This is a genomic window from Enterococcus sp. DIV2385, assembly GCF_051711925.1.
GTDB classification, from domain to species: Bacteria; Bacillota; Bacilli; order Lactobacillales; family Enterococcaceae; genus Enterococcus; species Enterococcus faecalis.
This window is the reverse complement of sequence record NZ_JBIONV010000001.1, coordinates 1,452,120-1,474,416: the sequence shown is the minus strand read 5'-3', so window position 1 is coordinate 1,474,416 and position 22,297 is coordinate 1,452,120. Positions and strand designations below refer to the sequence as shown.

Below are 22,297 nucleotides of genomic sequence, written 5' to 3'. Positions count from 1 at the left end.
GTATAATAGCTAGTAAAAGGATGAGTAAAGGAGCAACTGCTTGAATAAAAAAATAAATTGGCGCCGACAGTTAACACCGTTGGAGAAACAAACATTGACTGAATTAAGAAACAAGGAAATGATTAAACAAGGAACTTTTTATAAATTGGAACAAACATTTCCTGAGGAATCAGCTTATACTTATTATGGTTTATACAGGAAGGAACAAACCATTCAAGCATATATCGTAGGGTATTGTTTTGATGGGGAAACCTTGGAAGCGACGATTGTTGCGCCAAATGTAGGGCCATTTTTTGAAGAACTTGTTCAAGAACTCGAAAAGCAAGCAGCTTTGTGGGGAATGAAAGAAGTCTTTCTCGTGATGGACGACAAGCAATCTGTTGGTCTGAATTATTTTAATAGACAAGGAATTGTGCCAGCTTTTTCAGAACAGTATCTGGTTTTTCAAAGAGAAACTTACTCACAGGCGTTGGCGAAGCTGACACTTCTCCGACCACAAGTGGCTGATTTGCATTCCTTGGCTAGGTTACTCGAAGGTACGCCTTTGCCGGAAGACCTTCAACGAACACTTATTTATAAAGAAAACAATCAACTTTTAGCCACGCTACGTTTGGATCATTTTGAAAACGAATGGGGGATTTATGGCTTTGTTGTGACAAAAACGCAACGAGGTCGCGGTCTTGGCCGTCAAGTGTTACAGTCTGCGCTCCGAATGATTTTAGAAAATTCAGCCTCAGCGACTATTTTTTTAGAAGTTGAAACAGAAAATCAAGCAGCGCTTCATCTCTATCAAACAGAAGGCTTTCAAGTGAGAAACCAGTACAACTATTATCAAATTTTGTAAAAATTCTTCATTATTTCGTTTGTTTTCCTGCAAATTGGCTAAAAAAATTGAAAAAAAGTAAAGGTGTCAAGAAAAAACTCTTTACAGGTTGTTGTTAATCTGTTAAACTAACTCTTGTGATTAAGTTAATGGAGGTGTATTTAATAATGGCAGTTAAAATTCGTTTAAAACGTATGGGTTCTAAAAAGAGTCCTTTTTACCGTATTGTAGTAGCTGATTCTCGTTCTCCTCGTGATGGACGTTTCATCGAAACTGTAGGTACTTACAACCCTTTGAAAGACCCTGCAGAAGTAGTTTTAAAAGAAGATTTAGTTTTAGATTGGTTATCTAAAGGTGCGCAACCTTCTGATACAGTTCGTAACATCCTTTCAAAAGAAGGCGTTATGAAAAAACATCATGAAGCTAAAAACGTTAAGAAATAAGGTGATTGAATATGGCAGATGTGAAAGAGTTAATTTTAACTATTGTCCGTCCGTTAGTCAGTCAACCTGAAGCAGTCTCATTAGAAATTGAGGAATCAACTGATTTCCTCGAGTATAATTTGACTGTGGCCAAAGAAGATATTGGACGTATCATTGGTAAACAAGGGCGTGTTGCAAAAGCAATTCGGACAATTGTTTATAGTGTACGTATCGATGGTCCGAAAAAGGTCCGTTTAAATATTCTTGATGGTAAATAAGCATTAACAAGGAGGTAGCCTAGCTATCTTCTTTTTTTATACATAACCAAAAAGTTTTCATTGCTAGAGACAGGCCTTTCTTGCTAAAATAGATGTATCCAGAATAAAGGAGTGATTTGTATGGCAAAACGAATTATCATTATGAACTTTGATATTGAAAGTAAATCGTACCAAGCATTTTCCGAAATAAAAAAGATGCAGGCAGAAAGACAGCTTAAAGGTGAGCAAATGGCGGTTGTTACGCATGTTAATGATGGCCAGCATCAATTTAAAATCAATGATTTTATCGATTTTACAGGCAACAATCATACATCAAAAGATAGCATGATTGGGATGCTAGTAGGCATATTAGGTGGTCCTCTGGGCATTCTTTTTGGCTGGTTTGCTGGAAGTATGTATGGTGCAAGCAAAGACGCCAAAGAAATTCAAGAAGCACAAACAGTTTTTGAACATGTGATTCAAAAGATTGATGAAGGACAAACGGGATTGTTATTAATTGCAGAAGAAGAAGACAACCGTCCGCTCAACCAATTGGTTATGTTTGACTTAGGTGGCGAAATCACGCGGCTTGATTTAGAGGAAGTCCAACAAGAAATTAACGATGCGAACGAAGTTGCAAATGAAGCGAAACAATCGTGGCAAGCAAAAAAAGAACAACACAAAGAAGCGACATCGAAAGAAGAATAAGGATCAAAGACTGTTTTCTGAATAAAGGGAAACAGTCTTTTAAAATACTAAGAAATCACGGTTTTTTATGGTAGTTTGCTAATTTTTTGTTATTTTATCGTAAAATACGGTAAACTAAGAAGAAAACTTTGAGAAAATAGATAAATTATTATTTGCTAAAGGAGCAAACTTCTTCTAAAATAAAAAGGAAGTTTAAAAGAAAGTATGGTAGCAGATGGAAATACAATTTTTAGGAACAGGCGCTGGTGTGCCAGCAAAACATCGCAATGTCACAGGGATTGCGTTGAAATTATTAGATGAACGAAATGCAGTTTGGCTCTTCGATTGTGGGGAAGGGACTCAATTGCAAATTTTAAAAAGTAGTATTCGCCCAAGAAAAATTGAAAAGATTTTTATTACACATTTACATGGGGATCATATTTTTGGTTTACCTGGTTTGTTAAGTAGTCGTTCTTTTCAGGGCGGGACAGAACCTTTAGAAATCTATGGACCAGTTGGGATTGCTGATTTTGTCAAGACTTCTTTACGGGTCTCGCAATCGCGGTTGTCCTATCCACTGAAATTTATTGAATTAACGAAAGAAAATGACGTTATTTTTAAAGATAAACAATTCACTGTTCGCTGTAATATCTTGGACCATGGCATCACGAGCTTTGGCTATCGAATTGAGGAAGCAGCGCATGAAGGAGAATTACAAGTAGAGAAACTTCAAGCTTTAGGGATTCCTTCTGGGCCATTGTATGGCAAACTCAAACGTGGTGAAACGATTGTTTTTGATGGACAGGAAATTAATGGACAAGCGTTTGTGGGAGAGCGTAAACCTGGACGAATCGTGACGATTTTAGGAGACACTCGCAAAACTAAAAATAGTGTAACCTTAGCACGACGAGCGGATGTTTTAGTCCATGAAAGTACGTTTAATAAACACGAAGCAAAAATGGCAAAAGCCTACTTCCACTCAACCAGTCAACAAGCAGCTGAAGTTGCAAAAGAAGCGCAAGTAAAACAACTTATCTTAACGCATATTAGTGCCCGTTATTTAACCAAAGAGGCCTATCAGCTTCAAGAAGAAGCCCAAGAAATTTTCCCCAATACAAAAATCGTAAAAGATATGGATATCATTGAGATTCCATTTGCCAATGAAGGAGGAGCTTAGATGGATTTAACAAATAAAGTCGTTGTCGTAACTGGAGGTTCAGCTGGTTTAGGTGAACAAATTTGTTATGAAGCAGCTAAACAAGGGGCGGTCGTCGTTGTCTGCGCCCGCAGAATTAATTTGATTGGTAAAGTTCGCGAGCAGTGTGCTGCTTTGAGCGGACGAGAAGCATTTTCTTATCAATTAGATATTGCCGATCCAGAAAGCGTTGAACGTGTGGTTGAAGCTATTTCAGCAGAAGTTGGTCCTATAGATGTTTTAGTCAACAATGCTGGTTTTGGCTTGTTTGAAAATTTTGTTGAAATTGACTTGGCTGTTGCACGCCAAATGTTTGATGTCAACGTTCTAGGAATGATGACGTTTACTCAAAAAGTAGCTATTAAAATGATTGAAGCTGGGCAAGGACATATTATCAACGTTGCTTCAATGGCTGGGAAGATGGCTACAGCTAAATCAACCGTTTATTCTGCAACGAAATTTGCTGTGTTAGGTTTTTCAAATGCTTTACGTTTAGAATTGAAACCGTTGGGTGTAGCAGTAACGACTGTCAATCCAGGACCAATCCAAACAGAATTCTTTGATAAGGCGGACCCGACAGGCACTTATCTAGCTGCGGTGGATAAAATTGTTTTAGACCCTACGAAATTAGCGAAAGAAGTGGTTGGGAGTATGGGGACTTCTCGACGTGAGATTAATCGTCCGTTTGTCATGGAAGCAGCTGCCCGCTTTTATACATTGTTTCCACATTTAGGAGATTTCATAGCGGGAAATATTTTAAATAAAAAATAAAGGAGTCGATCAAGTCATGAAAAATCAATGGCGTGTTATTTTGGGCCTTGTGTTGGTCTTAATTGTTGTTATTTTTGCTGTTTTAAATAATCAAGCTGTTCCAGTAAACTTTGGTTTTACTAAAATTAGTGGACCGTTAATCTTAATTATTTTAGGTTCTGCAATTATTGGCGCACTAGTTGGGTTACTAACCTCCACAACCACCATTTGGAACCAACGTAAGGAATTAAAAGCTGTACAAAAAGAGTTGGATATTTATAAAAATGATATGGATAAATTAGTCAAAGAAGAAACGGAAAAAGTTCAACGTTCTTTTGATAATCAATTGGCTGATTTGCAAGCCAAACAAGCGGCAGCACCACAAGTCGCAGAACCAGTGGTCAACGAACAAACATCAAACACAGAAGTAGACGCAACGCCTGTGTCAGGTAGTCGTATTGATCGTTATGTGAAACCTCGTGTGAATGAAGAGGAACAAAAATAAGGAAGAGACTTTATCACTAAGTTTCTTTTAAAATAAAACTGTGATATCTGCTATTTATCTAACAGATATCACAGTTTTTTTCTCAGATTTAAAAAAATGCTTTCTTTAGTTTTTGGAAAAATTTTGCTATAATTACTTGGTTAGGAGTGACGTCGTGAAAAAATCAAACTATCAATGGCAGTTACAGACAAAGACAGAATTACCTGTAGAATTTATAGAACAATTAAAAAAAGAAGAAATTAATCCATTAATTGGCCAACTTTTATGGCACCGCAATATCCGGACAGAAGAAGCATTACGTAAGTTTCTACATCCGACTATCGAAGATATTTATGATCCGTTCTTAATGCATGATATGGAGAAAGCGGTAGCCCGCATCCAGCAAGCCGTCGAAGCGGGTGAACAAATCCTTGTCTATGGGGATTATGATGCAGATGGCATCACTAGTACCACGGTTATGAAAGAAGCAATCGAATTAGTCGGTGGCATGGTTCAGTACTTTCTACCGAATCGTTTTGTTCATGGATATGGGCCTAATAAAGACGTATTTGCTGAACAAATTGAACAAGGAGTCCAATTAATTGTAACCGTTGATAATGGTGTAGCCGGACATGAAGCAATTAACTACGCTATGGCACAAGGAGTAGATGTAATCGTTACTGACCATCATGAATTGCCTGAACAATTACCAGAAGCCTATGCGATTGTCCACCCTAGACATCCGCAAGGAGACTATCCTTTTGGAGATTTAGCTGGTGTTGGTGTGGCTTTCAAAGTCGCTACTGCGTTACTTGGTGAATTGCCAATTGAGTTATTAGATTTGGTAGCAATTGGGACAATTGCTGACTTGGTTTCATTAACCGATGAAAATAGAACGTTTGTCAAAATGGGCCTTCAAATGATTCAAACTGGTGATCGAATTGGTTTAGACGTTTTATTACAAGAAGCGGGTGTGAAAAAGGAAGCTATTTCAGAAGAATCAATTGGCTTTACCATTGGACCTCGTTTAAACGCATTAGGTCGATTAGGGGAAGCTGCACCAGGTGTTGAATTGATGACTACATTTGATGAAGAACAAGCGCTGGAAATCGCTAAATATATTGATCAACAAAACAATGAACGAAAAGACATTGTAACGACGATTGCCAAAGAAGCCCTGGATTTAATCGACCCGAATGCGCCGGTCCATATTTTAGCGAAACAAGGCTGGCATGAAGGCGTCTTAGGGATTGTCGCGGGCCGCATTATGCAAGAAACGGGGAAACCAACCATTATTTTAGCAATAGATGAATCTGGTACGACCGCTAAAGGCTCTGGACGTAGCATTAGCGCATTGAATCTCTATGAGGCGTTGAACGAAGTGCGTGAGCAATTCACTCATTTTGGTGGGCATCATATGGCAGCGGGAATGACTTTACCTGTTGAAAATATTCCTTTTGTTCAAGAACATTTGGCACACTTTATTGAAAAAAATCAAATTGATATGGCTAATGGACAAGAGTTGCTCATTAGTGAGAGCTTAGCGGTTTCGCAGGCAACGACTACTTTTATTGATCAATTGCGTATTTTGGCGCCTTTTGGGACTGATAATACTGTGCCAACTTTTGTATTTAAGGAAATCACGCCTACGCAAATTCGGCAAATTGGTGCAGATAATGCACATCTGAAATTTCAAATGAATCAAGAAGGGGCACAATTGGATGCAATTGCTTTTCAAATGGGGCCTCAAGCGGATGAACTAGCACAAGGAACCGCCGATGTGGCAGGCCAACTTTCCATCAATGAATGGAATGGTCGTAAGAAACCACAATTAATGGTGACTGATTTTGCTGTATTGGGAAGACAATTATTTGATTTTCGTGGCAAAAATAATCAAACGAAACCAATTCCTTCAGAAGCAACAGCTTATCTTTTGTTTGATGAAAAAAATCAAAAATTCATTTCAGATCCAACCGCTAATATTATTGTTTGGTCAAACCAAGAAGAATTGGTGGAAGCTGTTTCTCAAAATCAAATCGAACAACTGGTTTTTGTCGACTGTCCTGTGGAAGCAATCACGGTTAAAGAAATTGTTGAAGCAACTGAGATACAACGTATATACATGATGTTTATTTCACCAGAAGAAGCTTATTTAAACGGTATGGCTTCACGTGAACAATTTGCAACATTGTATAAATTTATTTTGCAGCAAAAAGAAGTAAATCTACGTTCCCAGCTATCGAAGGTGGCAAATTACTTAAATATCCAAGAAAAATTATTAATTTTCATGATACAGGTGTTTTTTGACTTAGGATTTGTTACAATAGAAAGCGGTGTTTTAAACAGTATTGAGAAACCCGACAATCGACCATTGACTGAAAGTCAAGTGTACCAACAACGATTGAAAAAAATAAAAACAGAAGAATTTCTACTTTACAGTGATTGTCAAACAATACAACAATGGCTGTGGAATGAGGAGGACAAATAAAAATGGATTTAAGAGATTACATTGCAAGCATTCCAGATTATCCTGAGAAAGGGATCGTGTTCCGTGACATTTCTCCATTAATGGCTAATGGGGATGCCTACCGTGAAGCAACGAAACAAATCGTGGATTACGCGAAAGAAAAAAGAATTGATATGGTTGTAGGACCGGAAGCTCGTGGCTTTATTGTCGGCTGTCCAGTGGCTTATGAACTAGGGGTTGGCTTTGCTCCGGTTCGTAAAAAAGGAAAACTTCCTCGTGAAACCATCGAAGTGACTTATGACTTAGAATATGGTTCAGATACATTAACGTTGCACAAAGATGCCATCACACCAGGTCAACGTGTTTTGATTTGTGATGACTTGTTAGCAACTGGTGGTACAATTAAAGCAACCATCGAATTAGTCGAACAATTAGGTGGTATTGTGGTTGGTTGTGCGTTCCTAATTGAATTAATGGATTTACATGGCCGTGATAAAATTGATGGCTACGATATTGTTACCTTAATGGAATACTAATCTAATTTAATTAGAAAGAGCGAAGGAATTTAATCCTTCGCTCTTTCTTTGACATATTTATAAAAACGGAGCATAGCTTGGGGGGAACACACCGTTTTATTATTTATTAAGGGAACTTACGATAAACGTATCTTGCTTGCTGTTGTTTACGTGTACGTGTATAACGCTTCTCATCCCATGACATAAACCAAAGAATAAATAACGGCGTCACGATCATAAAAGCAAGACGTAATCCTAATGTTCCCAAAAAAATACCTATAACCAATACAAAAAATAAAAATCCAACACGACGAATTGCTTCCATGTGTATCACCTCTTCATTTGATTCGAACGAGTGTTCGTATTGTTATTATACGAATGTACGTTCGTTTTGTAAAGTCTTTTCTACTAATTTATGTTAAAATAATTCGAAAAGAGGAATAATCCTTTATAATAAAGAGATTTAGGGCAATAAAAGAACACGATGCTTTGAGCATCGTGTTCTTATTGTGCTGCGATTACGTATAAAAGAGAACAGAAAAATACATGAGGATCGCTGCAAGCATGACGAACAAGTGCCAAACCACATGCATAAACCGCACATTTTTCAATGAATAGAAGGCTGCACCTAATGTGTAAGACACACCCCCTGCGACCAATAACGCTGTTCCTGTAAACCCAAGAGATTCATATAACGGACGAGCAGCGATGATACAGAGCCAACCTAAAACAATATAAATAATCGTTGAAATGTTTTTCACTGTTTCTTGTTTATGCAACGTGAGGGATTTATAGACAATACCGACGATGGCGATTAACCAGACTAAACTAAATAAGGTCCAACCTAACCAACCGCCAATACTAATTAAGCAAAATGGCGTATAGCTACCAGCAATCAATAAGAAAATAGAACTATGATCGAAGACCTGAAAGACCTTTTTGGCTCTTGTAAAAATTAAACTATGAAATAACGTTGAAGATAAAAAAAGTAGAATCAACATGGAGCCATAAATAGCATAAGATACCACGTGAATCGGTGAGCCTAAACGAGCTCCTTTAACAAGTAAAATGACTAAGCCAGCAATACTTAAACCTGCGCCTATGCCATGTGTAACTGCATTTAAGACTTCGTTCACGATTAGGTATTTTTTTGAGAAATGCGTTTTTTCCAATAAATTCACTTCCTTTATTTTAATTTGATGAAAAATTCGGCAGTGTCTGTTATACTATAACTAGATAATTAACCGTTTAATGGTATTCTACCATGAAAACAGGTTCCTTTTAAAGAAAGAGTGATAAATTTATGACAAACGTTAAAATCGTAACGGATTCTTCATGTACGATGGAAAAAAGTCTTAGAGATGAATTAAATATCCATATGATGCCTTTATCAATTATGGTTGATGGCGTTGTTTATCCAGATGATGATCATTTGCCAGGCGAAAAATTTATGGACATGATGGCTAATGCGAAGGCCTTACCCAAAACCAGTCAACCACCAATTGGTGAATTTGTAGAATTATATGATCGCTTAGGTGAAGATGGCAGTGAAGTAATTTCGATTCACATGACAAAAGGCTTAAGTGGAACGGTTGAAGCGGCCCGTCAAGCTAGTAACTTATCATCAAGTAAAGTAACGGTGATTGATAGTGATTTTACAGACCAAGGTTTGTCTTTCCAAGTCATTCAAGCAGCAAAATTGGCACAAGCGGGAGCGGGTGTTCCAGAAATTTTAGCTGAAATTGAACGCGTCAAACAAAATACTAAATTATACATTGGCATTTCAACATTAGATAATTTGGTTAAAGGTGGACGAATCAGCCGTACAACAGGATTATTATCAAACATTTTTAATATGAAAGTTGTCATGGACTTTGAAAATACGGAATTGATTCCTGTAGCGAAAGGCCGAGGCGTTAAAACGTTTAATAAATGGTTTGACGAATTGAAATCAGAATTAAGTAAGATTCCAAATGTTCGACAAATTGGCATTTCTCATGCGGATGGGCTAGAACTAGCAAATGGATTCAAAGAAGGATTACAAGCAATCTTTAAAGACATGGATATTCCCGTATTACATACGAATCCAGTCATTGCAACACATACAGGAAAAAATGCCTTTGCTATTATGTACTATACAGACTAAGAAATAACGAGGTTGGGTCTCGCTCTTAAATGAGTAGACGCAACCTCTTTCTAACAAGAAAAGGAAAATTTCTTGTTGGTTTATTTAAAAGGAAGTGACGAAGATGAAAAAACAAACACAGCATATTTTGCTGACCGTCTTAACACCTATCCTCATTGCGCTAGGTGTTTTTACATTGTTAAGTGTGACCATCCCCAAAGCAAAGCCACTATTAAAGCAAGAGAAAGTGGCCACAACTGCTCAAAAAAATCAAAAAGAAGTCATTCATTATACAGCTATCGGTGATTCTTTAACTGAAGGAATTGGCGATTTGACGAATAGTGGAGGTTTTGTTCCTATTGTGGCAGATGATTTAAAAGAACACTACAACTTAAACGGTGTTCAAACAGACAATTTTGGGAAAAATGGGGATCGTAGTGATCAAATTTTAAAACGAATCAAAGAGAAACCTGAAATTCAAAAGGGCCTTGCCTCTGCGGACGTGATTACGCTAACGGTTGGTGGAAATGACTTAATGAAAGTAATTAGTAGTAATATTTTCGACTTGAAAGTCAGCTCGTTCAATCGTCCACAAAAAGCCTATCAACGCCGAGTAAGACGACTACTTGAAGAAATCCGAGAGTACAACGAGAAGGCCCCTATTTATGTCTTAGGAATTTACAATCCCTTCTACTTAAACTTTTCCGAAATTACAGAAATGCAAGAAATCGTTGATAACTGGAATCAAGCAACCGAAGAAATGGTTCAAGAGCAAAAACGAGCCTATTTCATTCCTATCAATGATTTACTCTATAAAGGTCGTGGCGATGAAGTTGGCGTAACTGGTGGTGACTCAGAAACTACAGGAAGTAGTGCTAGCAAAGAGGATTTAAACAATTTGTTATATGAAGAAGATCGCTTCCATCCGAATAATCTTGGCTACCAAATTATGGCCGGAGCTGTCCGGGATGAAATGGTCAAGACAGAGAAAGAATGGATAACCAAATCAGAAGGTAGTGAATAAAATGAATGAAGAAAAGCCAAAAACAAGTAAATCAATTAAAAAGACACAACCAACCAATCTTAAACGAAATCCCTGGAAAATCGCTTTTCTTGTTCTAGTGGGTTTAGTCATTGGTAGTGTAGCTTTCGTGACATTTCGAGCAACACAAGTTCGCGAACCAGATTTAAAGAAAATACCAGCAATTGTTGAAAAAGAAGGCGAGCCAGTCGTCACCATTCAGTCAAAAAAACAACAAGTGAACAAACTGATTGACTTTTATTTAGCCGATTTTCAAAAAGGTTCGGAGATTAAATATAAATTTTATTTAGAAAATGATGCTTTATTAAATGGAACATTTCAGGTGTTAGGGCATGACATTCCTTTTTACTTATATTTTGATCCTTACGTGATGGCGAATGGTAATGTACAATTAAAAGCAAAAAGTTTATCTATAGGAACGTTAGGCTTGCCAATTAAAGAAGTATTGAAATTTGCTAAACGTTCTTACAAACTACCTAAATGGGTTGAAATCAATCCAGATGATCAAACTGTTTTATTACGTTTAGATCAGTTTAGAATGCAAAATGGTCTATTTGTTCGAGCAGAAAAGATTAATTTAGTTGACGATGACATTCGGATGAATATATACTTGCCAAAAGAGAAATAAAAAAGGAGTGTTAGAGATGGAAGAAAAAGCAATTTTTGCAGGCGGCTGTTTCTGGTGTATGGTGCAGCCTTTTGATACACAACCAGGAATTATCTCAGTTGTTTCGGGTTATACAGGTGGGCACGTGCCTAATCCAACATATGAACAGGTTCTAACACACACAACAGGCCATACGGAAGCAGTAGAAATCACTTTTGATCCAGCGATTATTTCTTACGAACAATTAGTGGATATTTATTGGCAACAAACAGATCCTACTGATGCTTTCGGTCAGTTTCAAGACCGCGGCGATAATTATCGGCCAGTTATTTTTTATCGTTCTCAAGAACAAAAAGAAATTGCTGAGAAAAGTAAAGAACGTCTAGCTAATAGCGGCCGTTTTACAGAACCAATTGTTACCACCATCGAACCAGCAGCACCATTTTATCCTGCTGAAGAATACCATCAAGACTTTTATAAAAAAGACGCTTTGCGTTATGGATTGTCCCATCAACGTAGAAGTGAATTTATTGAAGAAAAATGGAGTGATTAATTTACATGAGACGAAGCTTTTACCATTACTTAATGACATTAAAAGGTCCGGCTAAAGATCCTGAAACTGATTTTGCCAATGAAGCGGCCAAAGATATTCAGTTTCCAAAACAAACCGAGGATTATCATGAACTTTCTTCTTATTTAGAAATGAATGCTGACTATTTAAGCAACATGGACATCTTTGATGAGTTATGGGAAAAGTACCTTGAAAACAATAAATAAATCCAGAGGAAAAGCAAACAAAGCTTTTCCTCTTTTTTCATTCATGTTATAGTAAACAAAAGTAGTGACGAATTTGTTAGAAATGAGATGAAATCTATGAAGAACAAACGAACTGTTCCTTTTTATCAATATATTATTTCGCTCCTCTGTGTCGCATTTTTAGCTGGAGGAAGTAGTTATATTTATTTTGATCATCGTGTTAAAAAGATGAGTCAAGAAGGGGCAATTACCAATGCTGATTTAAGCAAAGTGCAGGATTTATATAATGAAATTAGTACCAATTATGTAGGTGAAGTAGATAAAAATGAATTAGTTGAAGGCGCCTTAAAAGGCATGTCTGAAGCCATTGGAGATCCATACTCAACTTATCTAAATGAATCTGCTGCCAATGATTTAAACGAAAGCTTATCTGGCGATTTTGAAGGAATTGGTGCCACTATGACAATGAAAGATGGCGAACCAGTTGTAGCAGAGGCCCCTGTAGCAGATTCCCCAGCTGAAAAAGCGGGAATCAAAGAAGGCGATATTATTGAAAAAGTTGATGGTACAGCTACAAAAGGGATGAAACTAGCAGAAGTCGTCTCAAAAGTCCGAGGTAAAAAAGGAACTTCCGTTGAATTGACTATCCAAAGAGAGGGAGAAACTAAAAATATCTTAATCAAACGTGGGAAAATTCCCGTTAAAACAGTGACAGGTGAGTTAGACAAAAAAGATGCACAAATTGGCTCGATTAAAATTACGTCCTTTGGTAAAAAAACATATCAAGAATTGAAAGAAACAATCACGAATTTACGTGACAAAGGAGCTAAATCCTTTGTAATTGATGTACGCCAAAATCCTGGTGGACTGCTAGATCAAGCAGAGCGAATGGCCAGTATGTTTTTAAAAAATGGCGAAACAATTGTTCAATTTGAAGACAAAAAAGGTCGTACGATGAAAGAAGTTGCTTCCAAAGAATTAGACGACGGCTTTAAAGTAAAAGAACCTGTTGCAGTTATCATTGATGGCAATAGTGCCAGTGCATCCGAAATTTTTGCTGCAGCACTGCATGAATCTGCGAATGTCCCATTAATTGGAACGAAAACATTTGGCAAAGGAACGGTCCAAACGGTGAAGGATTTAAATGACCAAACCGAAATAAAATTGACTGTTTTAAAATGGTTAACACCAAAAGGCGAATGGATCAACGAAAAAGGAATTGAACCAACCATCAAAGCTGATTACCCCGAGTATGCCTATTTAAAATTGATTCCTCGCGATAAAACGCTAAAAGAAGGAGATCAATCTGAAGATATTCAGAACTTAAATGCTATTTTAGCTGTATTAGCGTATCCTGTTGATGAAAACAATGCAAACTACACCGCAGAAACAAAAGCAGCGGTTAGCGATCTTCAACAGAAAAATGGCTTGCCTGTAACTGGAGAAATCGACAATGAAACAGCCACAAAAATTGAAGCCACTTTAGGTAAATTAATTCTTGAAAATGACGCTGCCTACGATACAGCAGTCAAAGAAATTCAAAAAAACTAGAAAAAAGGTGGCACGAAGTTGAAGAAGAAACGTGATTATGTTGGGTATTTAATGTACTTTCTGAAAATTTTAGTACCAGCAATCGTAGCCGTTTTTATTTTAAGAGGATTTTTCCTGATTCCTGTTCGGGTGGATGGCCATTCCATGCAAAAAACCTTGAATCAAGGAGATATGATTGTGATGGAAAAATTCTCCGCAATTAAACGGTTTGATGTGGTGGTCTTTAAAACAGACACAGGATCGATTCTGATTAAACGTGTGATTGGTTTACCAGGAGAAGCTGTGCGTTACGAAAACGATCAATTATATGTCAATAATCAGCCAATCGCTGAACCGTATTTAACTAAAAACAGAAAAAAAGATCATGAAACGATGCCTTATACTACGAATTTTGATTCAAAAGAATTGTTAATGCAAGAAAAATTACCTAAAGATAGCTATTTTGTGCTTGGTGATAATCGCCGTATGTCTAAAGACAGTCGTTCTTTTGGTGCAATACATGCAGATCAAATCTTAGGGAAAGCACAATTTGTTTATTACCCACTCACTCATATGAAGATCATTCCTAAATAAGTAAGACCACTAGTTCGTTTATTTAAATAACGACTAGTGGTCTTTTCTAATCTGAAAAATTGTTCTCTTAGCTGAAAAATGTTAAGGTTAAAGTAATGATAGATGTAGGAGGTCATGCAAATGATTAGAAAAACAATTTTAGCAAGTTCTATCTTAGGTGTTGGGTTACTGATTGGTGCATGTGGAAACCAAACCCAAACCCAAACCCAAATGAATTCAACCAATACCAGTGAATCATCACAGCCTAAAGTAACCGAATCAAGTCGCAAGTCATCTGAAAGTGCGTCTAATAACGAAGGTGTATCAAGCGATTCTAGTAAATCCACAAGTTCCACTACAGAATCAGAAATCTTAAAAGGTCTGGCGGAAGAAAAAACGCTAAAAGAAAAAATCCCGTCCTTAAATCAAACAACGATTAAGAAAGTCACTGATAATGAGTATAAACGCATTCTTGTGATGGAAGAAAAGGCTACAGGAACGACCTATAAAAGTATTTTGATAAAAAAACAAAATCGCTTAAAAATTGTCAACGAAACAACCGATGAATTGTTATACAATGGAACCCTATAAGAACGAAATCATTTAATAAACTCAAAAGTATCGCCATTGTTTTCAAAGAAAAATTTCTTTGGAAACAATGGTTTTTTTATTGACAAAAGAATTTCTAGGGTATACAGTTAGTTACATAAGTAGTTAACCATTTAAGCGAGGTGTAAAAATGGAATTTAATTTTTCGGGGGAAAAGCCTTTATTTCAGCAAGTAGCCGATCAGATTGCCGAAGGAATTTTTAATGGCGCTTACTTAGAAGGCGAACAAATTCCCTCAACCACAGAAATATCAAAAAGTTATCAAATCAATCCAGCCACCGTTTTAAAAGGAATGAATTTATTAGTAGAACGACAGTTGATTGAAAAGAAACGGGGGATTGGCATGTTTGTTTTACCAGGCGCTCAAGAGAGAGTAAGAAGTGCACGGAAAGAAGAATTTTTAAATAAAGAAGTCTTAGAAGTTGTCGCAGAAGCTAAAAAATTAGGGATTACAGCTGAACAATTAAAACAACTAATTGAAAGAGGGTATGACGCATGAGTTTGCGGGTGGAATCAGTAAGTAAAAAATATCATCAAAAAAAAGCACTAGATAATATTTCAATTACTTTTGAAAAAGAAACGATTTATGGGCTCTTAGGCAGAAACGGGGCTGGTAAAAGTACGTTATTAAATATCATTAATAATCGAAGTTTTGCCACTTCAGGTTCCGTTAAATTGGCGGGAGAAACAGTGACCGATAATGAGGCTGCTTTGACTCATATTTACTTAATGAGTGAAGATAATTTGTTTCCTCCTCAGTTAAAAATTAAAGATATTTTTAAAACGACTGAAGGTTTTTATGGATCCTTTGACTGGTCTTTGGCCGAACAAATGTTAAGCGATTTTGGTTTAGATAGTAAAAAGACATTCAAAAAATTATCAACTGGTTATCGGAGTATTGCTAAACTAATAGTGGCGCTATCCGTCCCCTGTGAGTATATTTTTTTAGATGAGCCAGTCTTAGGTTTAGACGCCAATCATCGGGAATTATTTTATACTTATTTAATTGAGACATACCAAGAACGTCCCCGTACGTTTGTGATTTCCACCCATTTGATTGAAGAAATTGCGAATTTATTAGAAGATATTATCATCATTGATCAAGGAAAATTGATTCGCGCAGAATCTATTGAAACAATTTTGAAAAACGGTCGCATTGTTTCTGGGCCGAAAGAACAAGTAGAGCGCTATACTCAGTCATTGGAAATCTTAGGCATGGACACTTTAGGTGGAGCAGTTACGGCTTACGTGTACGGCGACTTGCCGACTGAAAAAGCAGAGGTTCAAATTGCGCCGCTAAATTTACAAACATATTTTGTACAATTAACCAATAGAAAGAAGGAAAAGTAAAATGAAATTTAAAACAGCTTTGCAGTATCGTGTTATTTATCAAGTCCGTTCCTTAGCAATTTATTTTGGCTTTTATGCTTTGTTCGGCATTCTTTTTCCTCTTATTGGGTTGCTCTTTTCTAACGACGTGAATACTGTCAGCTCTGATGCAGTAATTCCTTGTCTGGTTTTTATGGGGATACTATCATTTTTAGGGGTAAACACAGATTTTAAACTGTTTATTCAAAACGGGCTTTCCCGCTGGACGATTTTTTTGGTGAATTTTGTAAGTAATGCTATTTTATCTTTGGTTGGATCCTTGGCTGTACTTGTACTGATTAAAGTATTTAGCGGCAATTTCATTTCTCATTTTCAATTATCAATGAAATTAATTGATGTCTATGCGCAAGGAAACTTTTTCATGTCGTGGTTGCTCTTTTTTATCTTACTAATGCTTAGTGGCTCACTTGGCTTGTTAGCAGGTGTCTTTAATGATCGGATAGATGGCGTAAAAAAACTCATTGTTTTATTGCTGTTATTAATGATTCCTATTTTACTGGGCACGATTGCACAATTAGGGGGGGCACCAATGCGCCTGAGAATGCTCCATGTCTTGCAAACAATGGTTGGTTATCAATCCACTGGTTTTACTGTCCTGCCACTTCTTCTGACAATCAGTTGCTTTGTTGGTATTAATCTTGGCTTGGCCTATTTATTGAATAAACATCGTGAAATTAAACGCGTAAATGCATAACTAATTAATAAGAACATGTTCAATGAGGTGAATTTGGAACATGTTCTTATTGTTTTAATTGAGAGATACATCGGAAGTACCATGACAAAGGAAAGGGCTTCCGTCAAAATAGAAAGAGAAGAAAGGAGTATGAAAAGAGTAAAAAACTTTGTAAATAAGTAAACGACAAAGAATGAAAAATGGAGGGGTAACATGGCGGTAATTGAAGCAAAAAATATTAAAAAAAGTTATGGAAAGAACGAAACAAAATTTGATGCGTTAAAAGGTGTTGATTTAAAAGTTGAAAAAGGTGAATCTGTGGCCATAATTGGTAAAAGTGGCTCTGGGAAATCAACATTTATGCACATTTTGGCATTGTTAGATCAACCAACTTCAGGAGATATTTATTTAAATGGTAAAAATGTTACTAGTATTAGAAAGAAAGTGCTGAATAAAACGAGAAATGAAGAATTTGGTTTTGTTTTTCAACAATTCTTTATGAATGCCAAGGATACAGTTTTAAATAATGTTCTTTTACCATTAAAAATTGGTGGGATTTCCGGTAGCAAGAGGAAAAAGATGGCTTTAGATGCGTTAAAAGCAGTCGGTTTGGAAGATAAAGTTCAAAATAAAGCGAATAATTTATCTGGTGGCCAAAAACAACGGGTATGTATAGCGCGTGCTTTAGTTAATAATCCGCAAATTATTTTTGCAGATGAACCTACAGGGAATTTAGATTCTGCCACTGGGAAGAAAATTGAAGAATTGTTATTTGATTTAAATAAAAATAAAGGAATTACCTTAATTATTGTGACACATGATCCAGACTTAGCAGCACGTTGTGATCGGCAAGTTCATGTTCGAGACGGCTTGATTGTAGGAGGAGATGAGTAAATGAAATTTAGAGATATTTTAAAATCAGCTAGTACCAATTTAATGCGTAATAAAGGTCGAACCGTATTGACCATTATTGCAATCTTTATTGGAGCATTTACCATAGCTTTAACTACAGGAGTCAATATTGGTGTAAATGATTATATTGACAAACAAGTCGGCAGTGTCGGTGGTGCAAATCAGCTATTTATTCAGCCAAAAATGGAGATGAATGTTGGTAACGGAACAGAACCAAGTAAATATAATCCAGAGAAAAAAACCAGTACGATTCAACAACAAAGTATGCTTGCTGAAAAAGATATTGAGAAGATTAAAAAAATCTCGGATGTTACATCAGTGGAACCAATGAAATCCGTTGCTATCGATTATATAAAAGGAGCAGATAAGTATAAATATGTATTTTCAGCTACTTCTGCGCTAGATGAGATGACCATTGATTTAGCGGCTGGCCGTAAAGTTTCGCAAACGAGCCAGGACTTCGAAATTAATTTGTCACCAGAATATGTAAAAGCGCTCGGCTATACATCTAGTAAAGCTGCCGTGGGAGAAACAGTTCAATTAGGTATCTCAAGTTCCTTGAAAGGACAAGAGCAAGTTATTGAAGCAAAAATTGTTGGCGTTAGAAATGCCAGTGTCATTCAAAATGGGCTCTCGTTGATGAATAAAGCATTGATTGATAAAGTTGTCTCAATCAATCAAGCAGATCTTCCAGAACATTTAAAAAATCAATACGCGATGATTATTGCTGAAGTTAAAAAAGACAGCACGCCAGAGCAGATTAAGGACATCAAAAAAGATTTAGACAAAGCTGGCTATTTAGCGACTACTGTCGAAGATGAAATTGGCATGATTCGTAATATAATCAATGCAATCACTGGCGTTTTAACCATGTTTGGTGCAATTGCCTTGTTAGCTGCAAGCTTTGGCATTATTAACACGCTGTATATGTCTGTCCAAGAAAGAACGCGAGAAATTGGTTTAATGAAAGCCATGGGACTTAGCAACGGGAAAGTCTTTACAATTTTTAGTGTTGAGGCGGCTTTAATTGGCTTTTTTGGCTCAATATTAGGCATTTTAGGAGCTGTTGGGGTTGGAAATTTAGTTAATCGTTTAGCAACGGATTCTTTTTTAAAGGCTTTAACAGGATTTAAATTAATTCAATTTTCATTGCCATCTTCACTAACGATTATCTTAGTTATTATGTTTATTGCTTTTTTAGCAGGAACTTTACCAGCTCGAAGAGCAGCAAAATTAGATCCAATTGAATCTTTACGTTATGAATAATAGACTAAAAACAGCCACTTTCTCTCAATTTAACTAAAGCATATTCTTATATAAAAAGAAGGCAATAGGCGTATACTAAAAGTGTGAAAAATGAAACAAATGAGAGGAAGTTGGTTTATGAAAGCTGTTGTGATTAATCAGTACGGAAGTAAAGAGGTACTTGAAGAAGCAGAAGTAACACTACCGAAATTATCGGAACATCAAGTGTTGGTAAAAGAATACGCGACATCAATTAATCCGATTGATTGGAAATTGCGTGAAGGATATTTAAAACAGATGTTTGATTGGTCCTTTCCGATTATTCTTGGTTGGGATGTCGCTGGTGTGATTACAGAGGTGGGGAGTCAAGTAACGGATTGGCAAGTTGGCGATAAAGTTTTTGCTCGTCCTGAAACTACTCGTTTTGGTACCTATGCAGAAGTAACGATTGTGGATGATCATTTATTAGCAAAAATCCCTGAAACAATTAGTTTTGAAGAAGCGGCTGCCGTTCCGTTGGCTGGTTTAACCGCTTGGCAAGCATTGTTTGATCATGGTCACCTTAAAGAAGGAGAAACTGTTTTAATTCATGCTGGTGCAGGTGGGGTCGGTACTTATGCGATTCAACTAGCAAAAGAAGCGGGCGCACATGTCATCACGACCGCTAGCGCAAAAAATCATGCCTTACTGAAAAAAATTGGTGCAGATGAAGTGATTGATTATCATACAACGAATTTTGCAGAGGTATTAGCTGATGTTGATTTGGTTTTTGATACAATGGGTGGTGAGGTTCAAAAAAATAGTTTTGACGTCTTAAAACCAAACACAGGTCGTCTTGTTTCAATTGTGGGCATTGAAGATAAACAATTGGCAGCCGAAAAAAATATTACTGCTGAAAGTATTTGGCTTCAACCAAATGGAGAACAATTACAAAAAATTGCTGATTTGATGGCAGCTGGAAAAGTGAAATCAATTATTGGTGAAGTTTTCCCTTTTTCTAGACAAGGGATTTATGATGCACATGCACTCAGTGAAACGCACCATGCAGTTGGTAAAATAGTTGTTCAAATGGCAGAATAAAAAGAAGCTCAGACAGTGAATTATCTTAAAATAGAAAAAGTGGGTCCTAAGTCATTTCGACTTAGGACCCACTTTTTTGTTAAGAGGACAGATGTGCCAACCAAGTTTGTGTTTCCTTAATTTCTTGATAAGTTAATTGATGACTTTGTGTCCAAACCTCTTGTACGGTTGCTCCATGATTCTGAAATAGTTGAATCACACGCATACTCTCAGGAAGTGGGACAATCGGGTCATGCTCTCCTAGAGATAATAAAACAGAAGTGTCGGTCAAGTCTGGTTGATTGGTCAATTCAACAGGAAACATGGGATGATAGAGGACAGCTTGATGGTAGCTGTCGGGGTGAGTAAGCAATAATTGAATAGCGATATTGGCCCCATTTGAATAGCCAATAAAAATAATTTTATCCAATGAAAATTGATGCTCGTTAGCGGCTTGTTGAATAAACTTATGAAGCGCCTCGCCGCGTTTTTCTAGATCTTCTAAGTCATAATGACCTTCCGCTAGGCGCTTAAAATAACGATTCATTCCATTTTCTGAAACATCACCACGAATACTTAGCACAGTAGCTTGTTTATTTAGTTCTTGAGCAATTGGTAGGAGAGCTGTTTCATCACCACCTGTACCGTGAAGTAGCACAAAGACAGGTGCTTCAAGATGTCCTTTTTTAAAAATTGAATGCATGTTTTTTCCTCCTTAGGCTCGTTTTGTATTGAACGGCTTGATAACACTCTCAATATACTCACGACGGTTTTCTAAAAATGGCGCAAGAGATAACTTTTCTCCTAATGTTTCGTAAGGTTCGTCCCCCATAAATCCTGGTTCATCGGTGGCTAATTCGACTAAAATATGTCCAATGCGAACATACAATGATTCAAAGTAATAACGATCGACATAGCCAGAGTTTTGTAAGCCTAAATGATCAAAGAGCGCTTGCCAAGTCCCAAGTGATTTACGATCCGCTAGGCGGAATGCAACGTGATGTACTTCACCATATCCTTGTTGCGCTTGTGAGCTAGTATCATCGTCTACCAAAATGACTTGAGCACCATTGCCACCTTGGCCAACTTCTAGTAAATAGCGATTGCCTTCTTGTGCCACTACGTGAAAGCCTAGAATTTCTTCAAAGACTTCTTTGAATTCATGAAAATAGGAAATAGCTATTTCGACAGGTCCTAAGCCATAAATCGCAAATTCTGTTGGAACAGGTCCTTTTTTCCAAGGGATGCCCGCTGCAACGCCCTGATTTAATTCATCAGAGATTAATTGATACGCTTGATCATCAAAATCCCAAAAGCGAAGGACCTTTTTCCCGAATTCTTCAGAAATACCTGTGTGTTTGACAGCAAATTCATTGAAGCGATTTTCATAATAAGTCAAAGCTGCATCTGAAGGAACCCGGAACCCTGTTCTTGAAATTGTATTGGTTCCTTTTAATCCTTTAGGGTTATTGGGAAAATCGAAAAAGGTCATGGTTGTACCTGGTGTACCCAAATCATCGGCAAAATAGGTGTGGTAAGTATAGATATCATCTTGATTCACTGTTTTTTTGACTAAACGCATCCCTAAAACATCTGTAAAGAAGTGATAGTTTTTTTCTGCATCACTTGTCATAGCTGTAACGTGGTGGATTCCTAATAATTGATCTTCTTTTTTCATCATTATTTCCTCATTTCGTTTCATTTGTTATTTTTCGTAAAGTTTTTTGAAGAAGTGTTAATTCTTCGGAAGAGAGTTGTTCAAATGCTTCTGCAATTCGCTTTGCATGCGTCGGGAAAATTTCTTCAATTAATGTTTTTCCAGCTTCTGTTAATTCAACGTAAGTAATGCGTCGGTCTTTTTCACTGGGGGTGCGCGTTACATAGCCTTTTTTATGTAATTGGTCAATAACATAAGTGGTGCTACTGCTAGCGATTAAAATTTTCTCCTTAATTTTTTGGATGGTCTGAGGACCTTTATGGAGTAACAGCTCTAATACTGAAAATTCTGTAATGTTTAAGTCATAACAAGTGACATCTTGCTTGGCAAGTTGCTCTAGTCGATGGCTGGTTCTTAATAAACCGATATAGGCTTTTAAAGCTTCTTGCTGTTGGTTCATTGTTTCACCTCTTTTTATTTCGAATTCGAGATAAATATAACTTACTTTTGGTAAGTAATC

At 36.9% G+C, this 22,297-nt stretch carries 28 protein-coding genes; 23 read left to right on the top strand and 5 right to left on the bottom strand.

The genetic code is table 11. From position 1 onward, the window contains the following. Window positions 1–40: 40 nt before the first annotated feature. The 9 genes from IGM04_RS07260 to IGM04_RS07220 all read left to right on the top strand — a co-directional run bounded on the left by IGM04_RS07260 (window position 41) and on the right by IGM04_RS07220 (window position 7,621). Window positions 41–844: a GNAT family N-acetyltransferase gene (locus IGM04_RS07260; RefSeq protein WP_179189122.1), complete on the top strand. Its 804-nt coding sequence runs from the start codon at window positions 41–43 to the stop codon at window positions 842–844. Window positions 845–990: 146 nt separating this feature from the next. After that, window positions 991–1,266 (top strand): 30S ribosomal protein S16, encoded by a 276-nt coding sequence (rpsP, locus tag IGM04_RS07255; RefSeq protein WP_002357434.1) that lies wholly within the window; start codon window positions 991–993, stop codon window positions 1,264–1,266. Between the two features lie 11 nt (window positions 1,267–1,277). Next, the gene (locus IGM04_RS07250; RefSeq protein ID WP_002357435.1) at window positions 1,278–1,523 is read left to right on the top strand and encodes a KH domain-containing protein; all 246 of its coding nucleotides are present in this window, start codon (window positions 1,278–1,280) and stop codon (window positions 1,521–1,523) included. A 120-nt stretch (window positions 1,524–1,643) separates the two neighbouring features. Then, a complete protein-coding gene (locus IGM04_RS07245; RefSeq protein ID WP_002357436.1) occupies window positions 1,644–2,210 on the top strand; it encodes a hypothetical protein in 567 nt (188 codons plus the stop codon). Between the two features lie 214 nt (window positions 2,211–2,424). Continuing rightward, window positions 2,425–3,366, top strand: coding sequence for a ribonuclease Z (rnz, locus tag IGM04_RS07240; RefSeq protein WP_002360200.1), 942 nt, complete (start codon window positions 2,425–2,427; stop codon window positions 3,364–3,366). Then, window positions 3,367–4,155 (top strand): SDR family NAD(P)-dependent oxidoreductase, encoded by a 789-nt coding sequence (locus IGM04_RS07235; RefSeq protein ID WP_002364028.1) that lies wholly within the window; start codon window positions 3,367–3,369, stop codon window positions 4,153–4,155. Between the two features lie 16 nt (window positions 4,156–4,171). Continuing rightward, window positions 4,172–4,639 carry a LapA family protein gene (locus IGM04_RS07230; RefSeq protein WP_002357439.1) on the top strand — a complete coding sequence of 156 codons (468 nt, stop codon included), beginning with the start codon at window positions 4,172–4,174 and terminating at the stop codon, window positions 4,637–4,639. A 154-nt stretch (window positions 4,640–4,793) separates the two neighbouring features. Further along, entirely contained in the window at window positions 4,794–7,106 is a 2,313-nt protein-coding gene (recJ, locus tag IGM04_RS07225; RefSeq protein WP_002409460.1) for a single-stranded-DNA-specific exonuclease RecJ, read from the top strand. A 2-nt stretch (window positions 7,107–7,108) separates the two neighbouring features. Beyond that, complete coding sequence (locus IGM04_RS07220; protein ID WP_002357441.1) at window positions 7,109–7,621, top strand: adenine phosphoribosyltransferase; 513 nt, start codon at window positions 7,109–7,111, stop codon at window positions 7,619–7,621. A gap of 106 nt (window positions 7,622–7,727) precedes the next feature. On the opposite strand, the gene IGM04_RS07215 is transcribed toward IGM04_RS07220, so the two are convergent. Together IGM04_RS07215 and trhA are read right to left on the bottom strand one after the other, a co-directional pair. Next, a complete protein-coding gene (locus IGM04_RS07215; RefSeq protein WP_002360203.1) occupies window positions 7,728–7,925 on the bottom strand; it encodes a hypothetical protein in 198 nt (65 codons plus the stop codon). A 193-nt stretch (window positions 7,926–8,118) separates the two neighbouring features. Continuing rightward, window positions 8,119–8,772 (bottom strand): PAQR family membrane homeostasis protein TrhA, encoded by a 654-nt coding sequence (gene trhA / locus IGM04_RS07210; RefSeq protein WP_002357443.1) that lies wholly within the window; start codon window positions 8,770–8,772, stop codon window positions 8,119–8,121. A 131-nt stretch (window positions 8,773–8,903) separates the two neighbouring features. On the opposite strand from trhA, the gene IGM04_RS07205 reads away from it, so the two are divergent. From IGM04_RS07205 to IGM04_RS07140, 14 genes are all read left to right on the top strand, one after another. Further along, window positions 8,904–9,746 carry a DegV family protein gene (locus IGM04_RS07205; RefSeq protein ID WP_002357444.1) on the top strand — a complete coding sequence of 281 codons (843 nt, stop codon included), beginning with the start codon at window positions 8,904–8,906 and terminating at the stop codon, window positions 9,744–9,746. 103 nt (window positions 9,747–9,849) lie between these two features. Further along, the gene (locus IGM04_RS07200; protein ID WP_002371086.1) at window positions 9,850–10,749 is read left to right on the top strand and encodes an SGNH/GDSL hydrolase family protein; all 900 of its coding nucleotides are present in this window, start codon (window positions 9,850–9,852) and stop codon (window positions 10,747–10,749) included. After that, window positions 10,742–11,395 (top strand): YpmS family protein, encoded by a 654-nt coding sequence (locus IGM04_RS07195; RefSeq protein WP_002357446.1) that lies wholly within the window; start codon window positions 10,742–10,744, stop codon window positions 11,393–11,395. The genes IGM04_RS07200 and IGM04_RS07195 overlap by 8 nt, the downstream gene beginning before the upstream one ends. 16 nt (window positions 11,396–11,411) lie before the next feature. Further along, window positions 11,412–11,927: a peptide-methionine (S)-S-oxide reductase MsrA gene (gene msrA, locus IGM04_RS07190; RefSeq protein WP_002357448.1), complete on the top strand. Its 516-nt coding sequence runs from the start codon at window positions 11,412–11,414 to the stop codon at window positions 11,925–11,927. Window positions 11,928–11,932: 5 nt separating this feature from the next. Further along, the gene (locus tag IGM04_RS07185) at window positions 11,933–12,151 is read left to right on the top strand and encodes a YozE family protein (RefSeq protein ID WP_002357449.1); all 219 of its coding nucleotides are present in this window, start codon (window positions 11,933–11,935) and stop codon (window positions 12,149–12,151) included. Between the two features lie 87 nt (window positions 12,152–12,238). Then, complete coding sequence (locus IGM04_RS07180; RefSeq protein WP_002378365.1) at window positions 12,239–13,681, top strand: S41 family peptidase; 1,443 nt, start codon at window positions 12,239–12,241, stop codon at window positions 13,679–13,681. A gap of 18 nt (window positions 13,682–13,699) precedes the next feature. Then, on the top strand, window positions 13,700–14,254 hold the full coding sequence (gene lepB / locus IGM04_RS07175; protein ID WP_002382369.1) for a signal peptidase I: 555 nt from the start codon (window positions 13,700–13,702) through the stop codon (window positions 14,252–14,254). Window positions 14,255–14,368: 114 nt separating this feature from the next. Further along, complete coding sequence (locus tag IGM04_RS07170; RefSeq protein WP_016616862.1) at window positions 14,369–14,824, top strand: hypothetical protein; 456 nt, start codon at window positions 14,369–14,371, stop codon at window positions 14,822–14,824. 148 nt (window positions 14,825–14,972) lie between these two features. Further along, window positions 14,973–15,341, top strand: coding sequence for a GntR family transcriptional regulator (locus IGM04_RS07165; protein WP_002357453.1), 369 nt, complete (start codon window positions 14,973–14,975; stop codon window positions 15,339–15,341). Continuing rightward, complete coding sequence (locus IGM04_RS07160) at window positions 15,338–16,192, top strand: ATP-binding cassette domain-containing protein (protein ID WP_002409464.1); 855 nt, start codon at window positions 15,338–15,340, stop codon at window positions 16,190–16,192. The genes IGM04_RS07165 and IGM04_RS07160 overlap by 4 nt, the downstream gene beginning before the upstream one ends. Window position 16,193: 1 nt before the next feature. Further along, window positions 16,194–16,925, top strand: a complete 732-nt coding sequence (locus tag IGM04_RS07155; RefSeq protein WP_002398322.1) for a hypothetical protein — start codon at window positions 16,194–16,196, stop codon at window positions 16,923–16,925. Between the two features lie 192 nt (window positions 16,926–17,117). Beyond that, the gene (locus IGM04_RS07150; RefSeq protein ID WP_002357457.1) at window positions 17,118–17,798 is read left to right on the top strand and encodes an ABC transporter ATP-binding protein; all 681 of its coding nucleotides are present in this window, start codon (window positions 17,118–17,120) and stop codon (window positions 17,796–17,798) included. Next, a complete protein-coding gene (locus IGM04_RS07145) occupies window positions 17,799–19,082 on the top strand; it encodes an ABC transporter permease (protein WP_002378364.1) in 1,284 nt (427 codons plus the stop codon). It begins immediately after the preceding gene. Between the two features lie 90 nt (window positions 19,083–19,172). After that, window positions 19,173–20,141: an NADP-dependent oxidoreductase gene (locus tag IGM04_RS07140; RefSeq protein WP_002415541.1), complete on the top strand. Its 969-nt coding sequence runs from the start codon at window positions 19,173–19,175 to the stop codon at window positions 20,139–20,141. Between the two features lie 79 nt (window positions 20,142–20,220). Here IGM04_RS07140 and IGM04_RS07135 read toward each other — a convergent pair whose 3' ends face one another. The 3 genes from IGM04_RS07135 to IGM04_RS07125 are packed head-to-tail and all read right to left on the bottom strand — an operon-like array spanning window position 20,221 to window position 22,237. Continuing rightward, window positions 20,221–20,823 carry an alpha/beta hydrolase gene (locus tag IGM04_RS07135; RefSeq protein ID WP_002378362.1) on the bottom strand — a complete coding sequence of 201 codons (603 nt, stop codon included), beginning with the start codon at window positions 20,821–20,823 and terminating at the stop codon, window positions 20,221–20,223. Window positions 20,824–20,835: 12 nt separating this feature from the next. Continuing rightward, window positions 20,836–21,798: a ring-cleaving dioxygenase gene (locus IGM04_RS07130; RefSeq protein WP_033601946.1), complete on the bottom strand. Its 963-nt coding sequence runs from the start codon at window positions 21,796–21,798 to the stop codon at window positions 20,836–20,838. A 10-nt stretch (window positions 21,799–21,808) separates the two neighbouring features. Beyond that, window positions 21,809–22,237, bottom strand: a complete 429-nt coding sequence (locus tag IGM04_RS07125) for a MarR family winged helix-turn-helix transcriptional regulator (RefSeq protein WP_002366740.1) — start codon at window positions 22,235–22,237, stop codon at window positions 21,809–21,811. Window positions 22,238–22,297: the final 60 nt, after the last annotated feature.

Coding starts and splice junctions, on each gene's coding strand:
- rpsP (WP_002357434.1), top strand. CDS start 991: ATGGCAGTTAAAATTCGTTTAAAACGTATGGGTTCTAAAAAGAGTCCT.
- IGM04_RS07250 (WP_002357435.1), top strand. CDS start 1,278: ATGGCAGATGTGAAAGAGTTAATTTTAACTATTGTCCGTCCGTTAGTC.
- IGM04_RS07245 (WP_002357436.1), top strand. CDS start 1,644: ATGGCAAAACGAATTATCATTATGAACTTTGATATTGAAAGTAAATCG.
- rnz (WP_002360200.1), top strand. CDS start 2,425: ATGGAAATACAATTTTTAGGAACAGGCGCTGGTGTGCCAGCAAAACAT.
- IGM04_RS07235 (WP_002364028.1), top strand. CDS start 3,367: ATGGATTTAACAAATAAAGTCGTTGTCGTAACTGGAGGTTCAGCTGGT.
- IGM04_RS07230 (WP_002357439.1), top strand. CDS start 4,172: ATGAAAAATCAATGGCGTGTTATTTTGGGCCTTGTGTTGGTCTTAATT.
- IGM04_RS07220 (WP_002357441.1), top strand. CDS start 7,109: ATGGATTTAAGAGATTACATTGCAAGCATTCCAGATTATCCTGAGAAA.
- IGM04_RS07215 (WP_002360203.1), bottom strand. CDS start 7,925: ATGGAAGCAATTCGTCGTGTTGGATTTTTATTTTTTGTATTGGTTATA.
- IGM04_RS07205 (WP_002357444.1), top strand. CDS start 8,904: ATGACAAACGTTAAAATCGTAACGGATTCTTCATGTACGATGGAAAAA.
- IGM04_RS07200 (WP_002371086.1), top strand. CDS start 9,850: ATGAAAAAACAAACACAGCATATTTTGCTGACCGTCTTAACACCTATC.
- msrA (WP_002357448.1), top strand. CDS start 11,412: ATGGAAGAAAAAGCAATTTTTGCAGGCGGCTGTTTCTGGTGTATGGTG.
- IGM04_RS07185 (WP_002357449.1), top strand. CDS start 11,933: ATGAGACGAAGCTTTTACCATTACTTAATGACATTAAAAGGTCCGGCT.
- IGM04_RS07180 (WP_002378365.1), top strand. CDS start 12,239: ATGAAATCTATGAAGAACAAACGAACTGTTCCTTTTTATCAATATATT.
- IGM04_RS07170 (WP_016616862.1), top strand. CDS start 14,369: ATGCAAATGATTAGAAAAACAATTTTAGCAAGTTCTATCTTAGGTGTT.
- IGM04_RS07165 (WP_002357453.1), top strand. CDS start 14,973: ATGGAATTTAATTTTTCGGGGGAAAAGCCTTTATTTCAGCAAGTAGCC.
- IGM04_RS07160 (WP_002409464.1), top strand. CDS start 15,338: ATGAGTTTGCGGGTGGAATCAGTAAGTAAAAAATATCATCAAAAAAAA.
- IGM04_RS07155 (WP_002398322.1), top strand. CDS start 16,194: ATGAAATTTAAAACAGCTTTGCAGTATCGTGTTATTTATCAAGTCCGT.
- IGM04_RS07150 (WP_002357457.1), top strand. CDS start 17,118: ATGGCGGTAATTGAAGCAAAAAATATTAAAAAAAGTTATGGAAAGAAC.
- IGM04_RS07145 (WP_002378364.1), top strand. CDS start 17,799: ATGAAATTTAGAGATATTTTAAAATCAGCTAGTACCAATTTAATGCGT.
- IGM04_RS07140 (WP_002415541.1), top strand. CDS start 19,173: ATGAAACAAATGAGAGGAAGTTGGTTTATGAAAGCTGTTGTGATTAAT.
- IGM04_RS07135 (WP_002378362.1), bottom strand. CDS start 20,823: ATGCATTCAATTTTTAAAAAAGGACATCTTGAAGCACCTGTCTTTGTG.
- IGM04_RS07130 (WP_033601946.1), bottom strand. CDS start 21,798: ATGAAAAAAGAAGATCAATTATTAGGAATCCACCACGTTACAGCTATG.
- IGM04_RS07125 (WP_002366740.1), bottom strand. CDS start 22,237: ATGAACCAACAGCAAGAAGCTTTAAAAGCCTATATCGGTTTATTAAGA.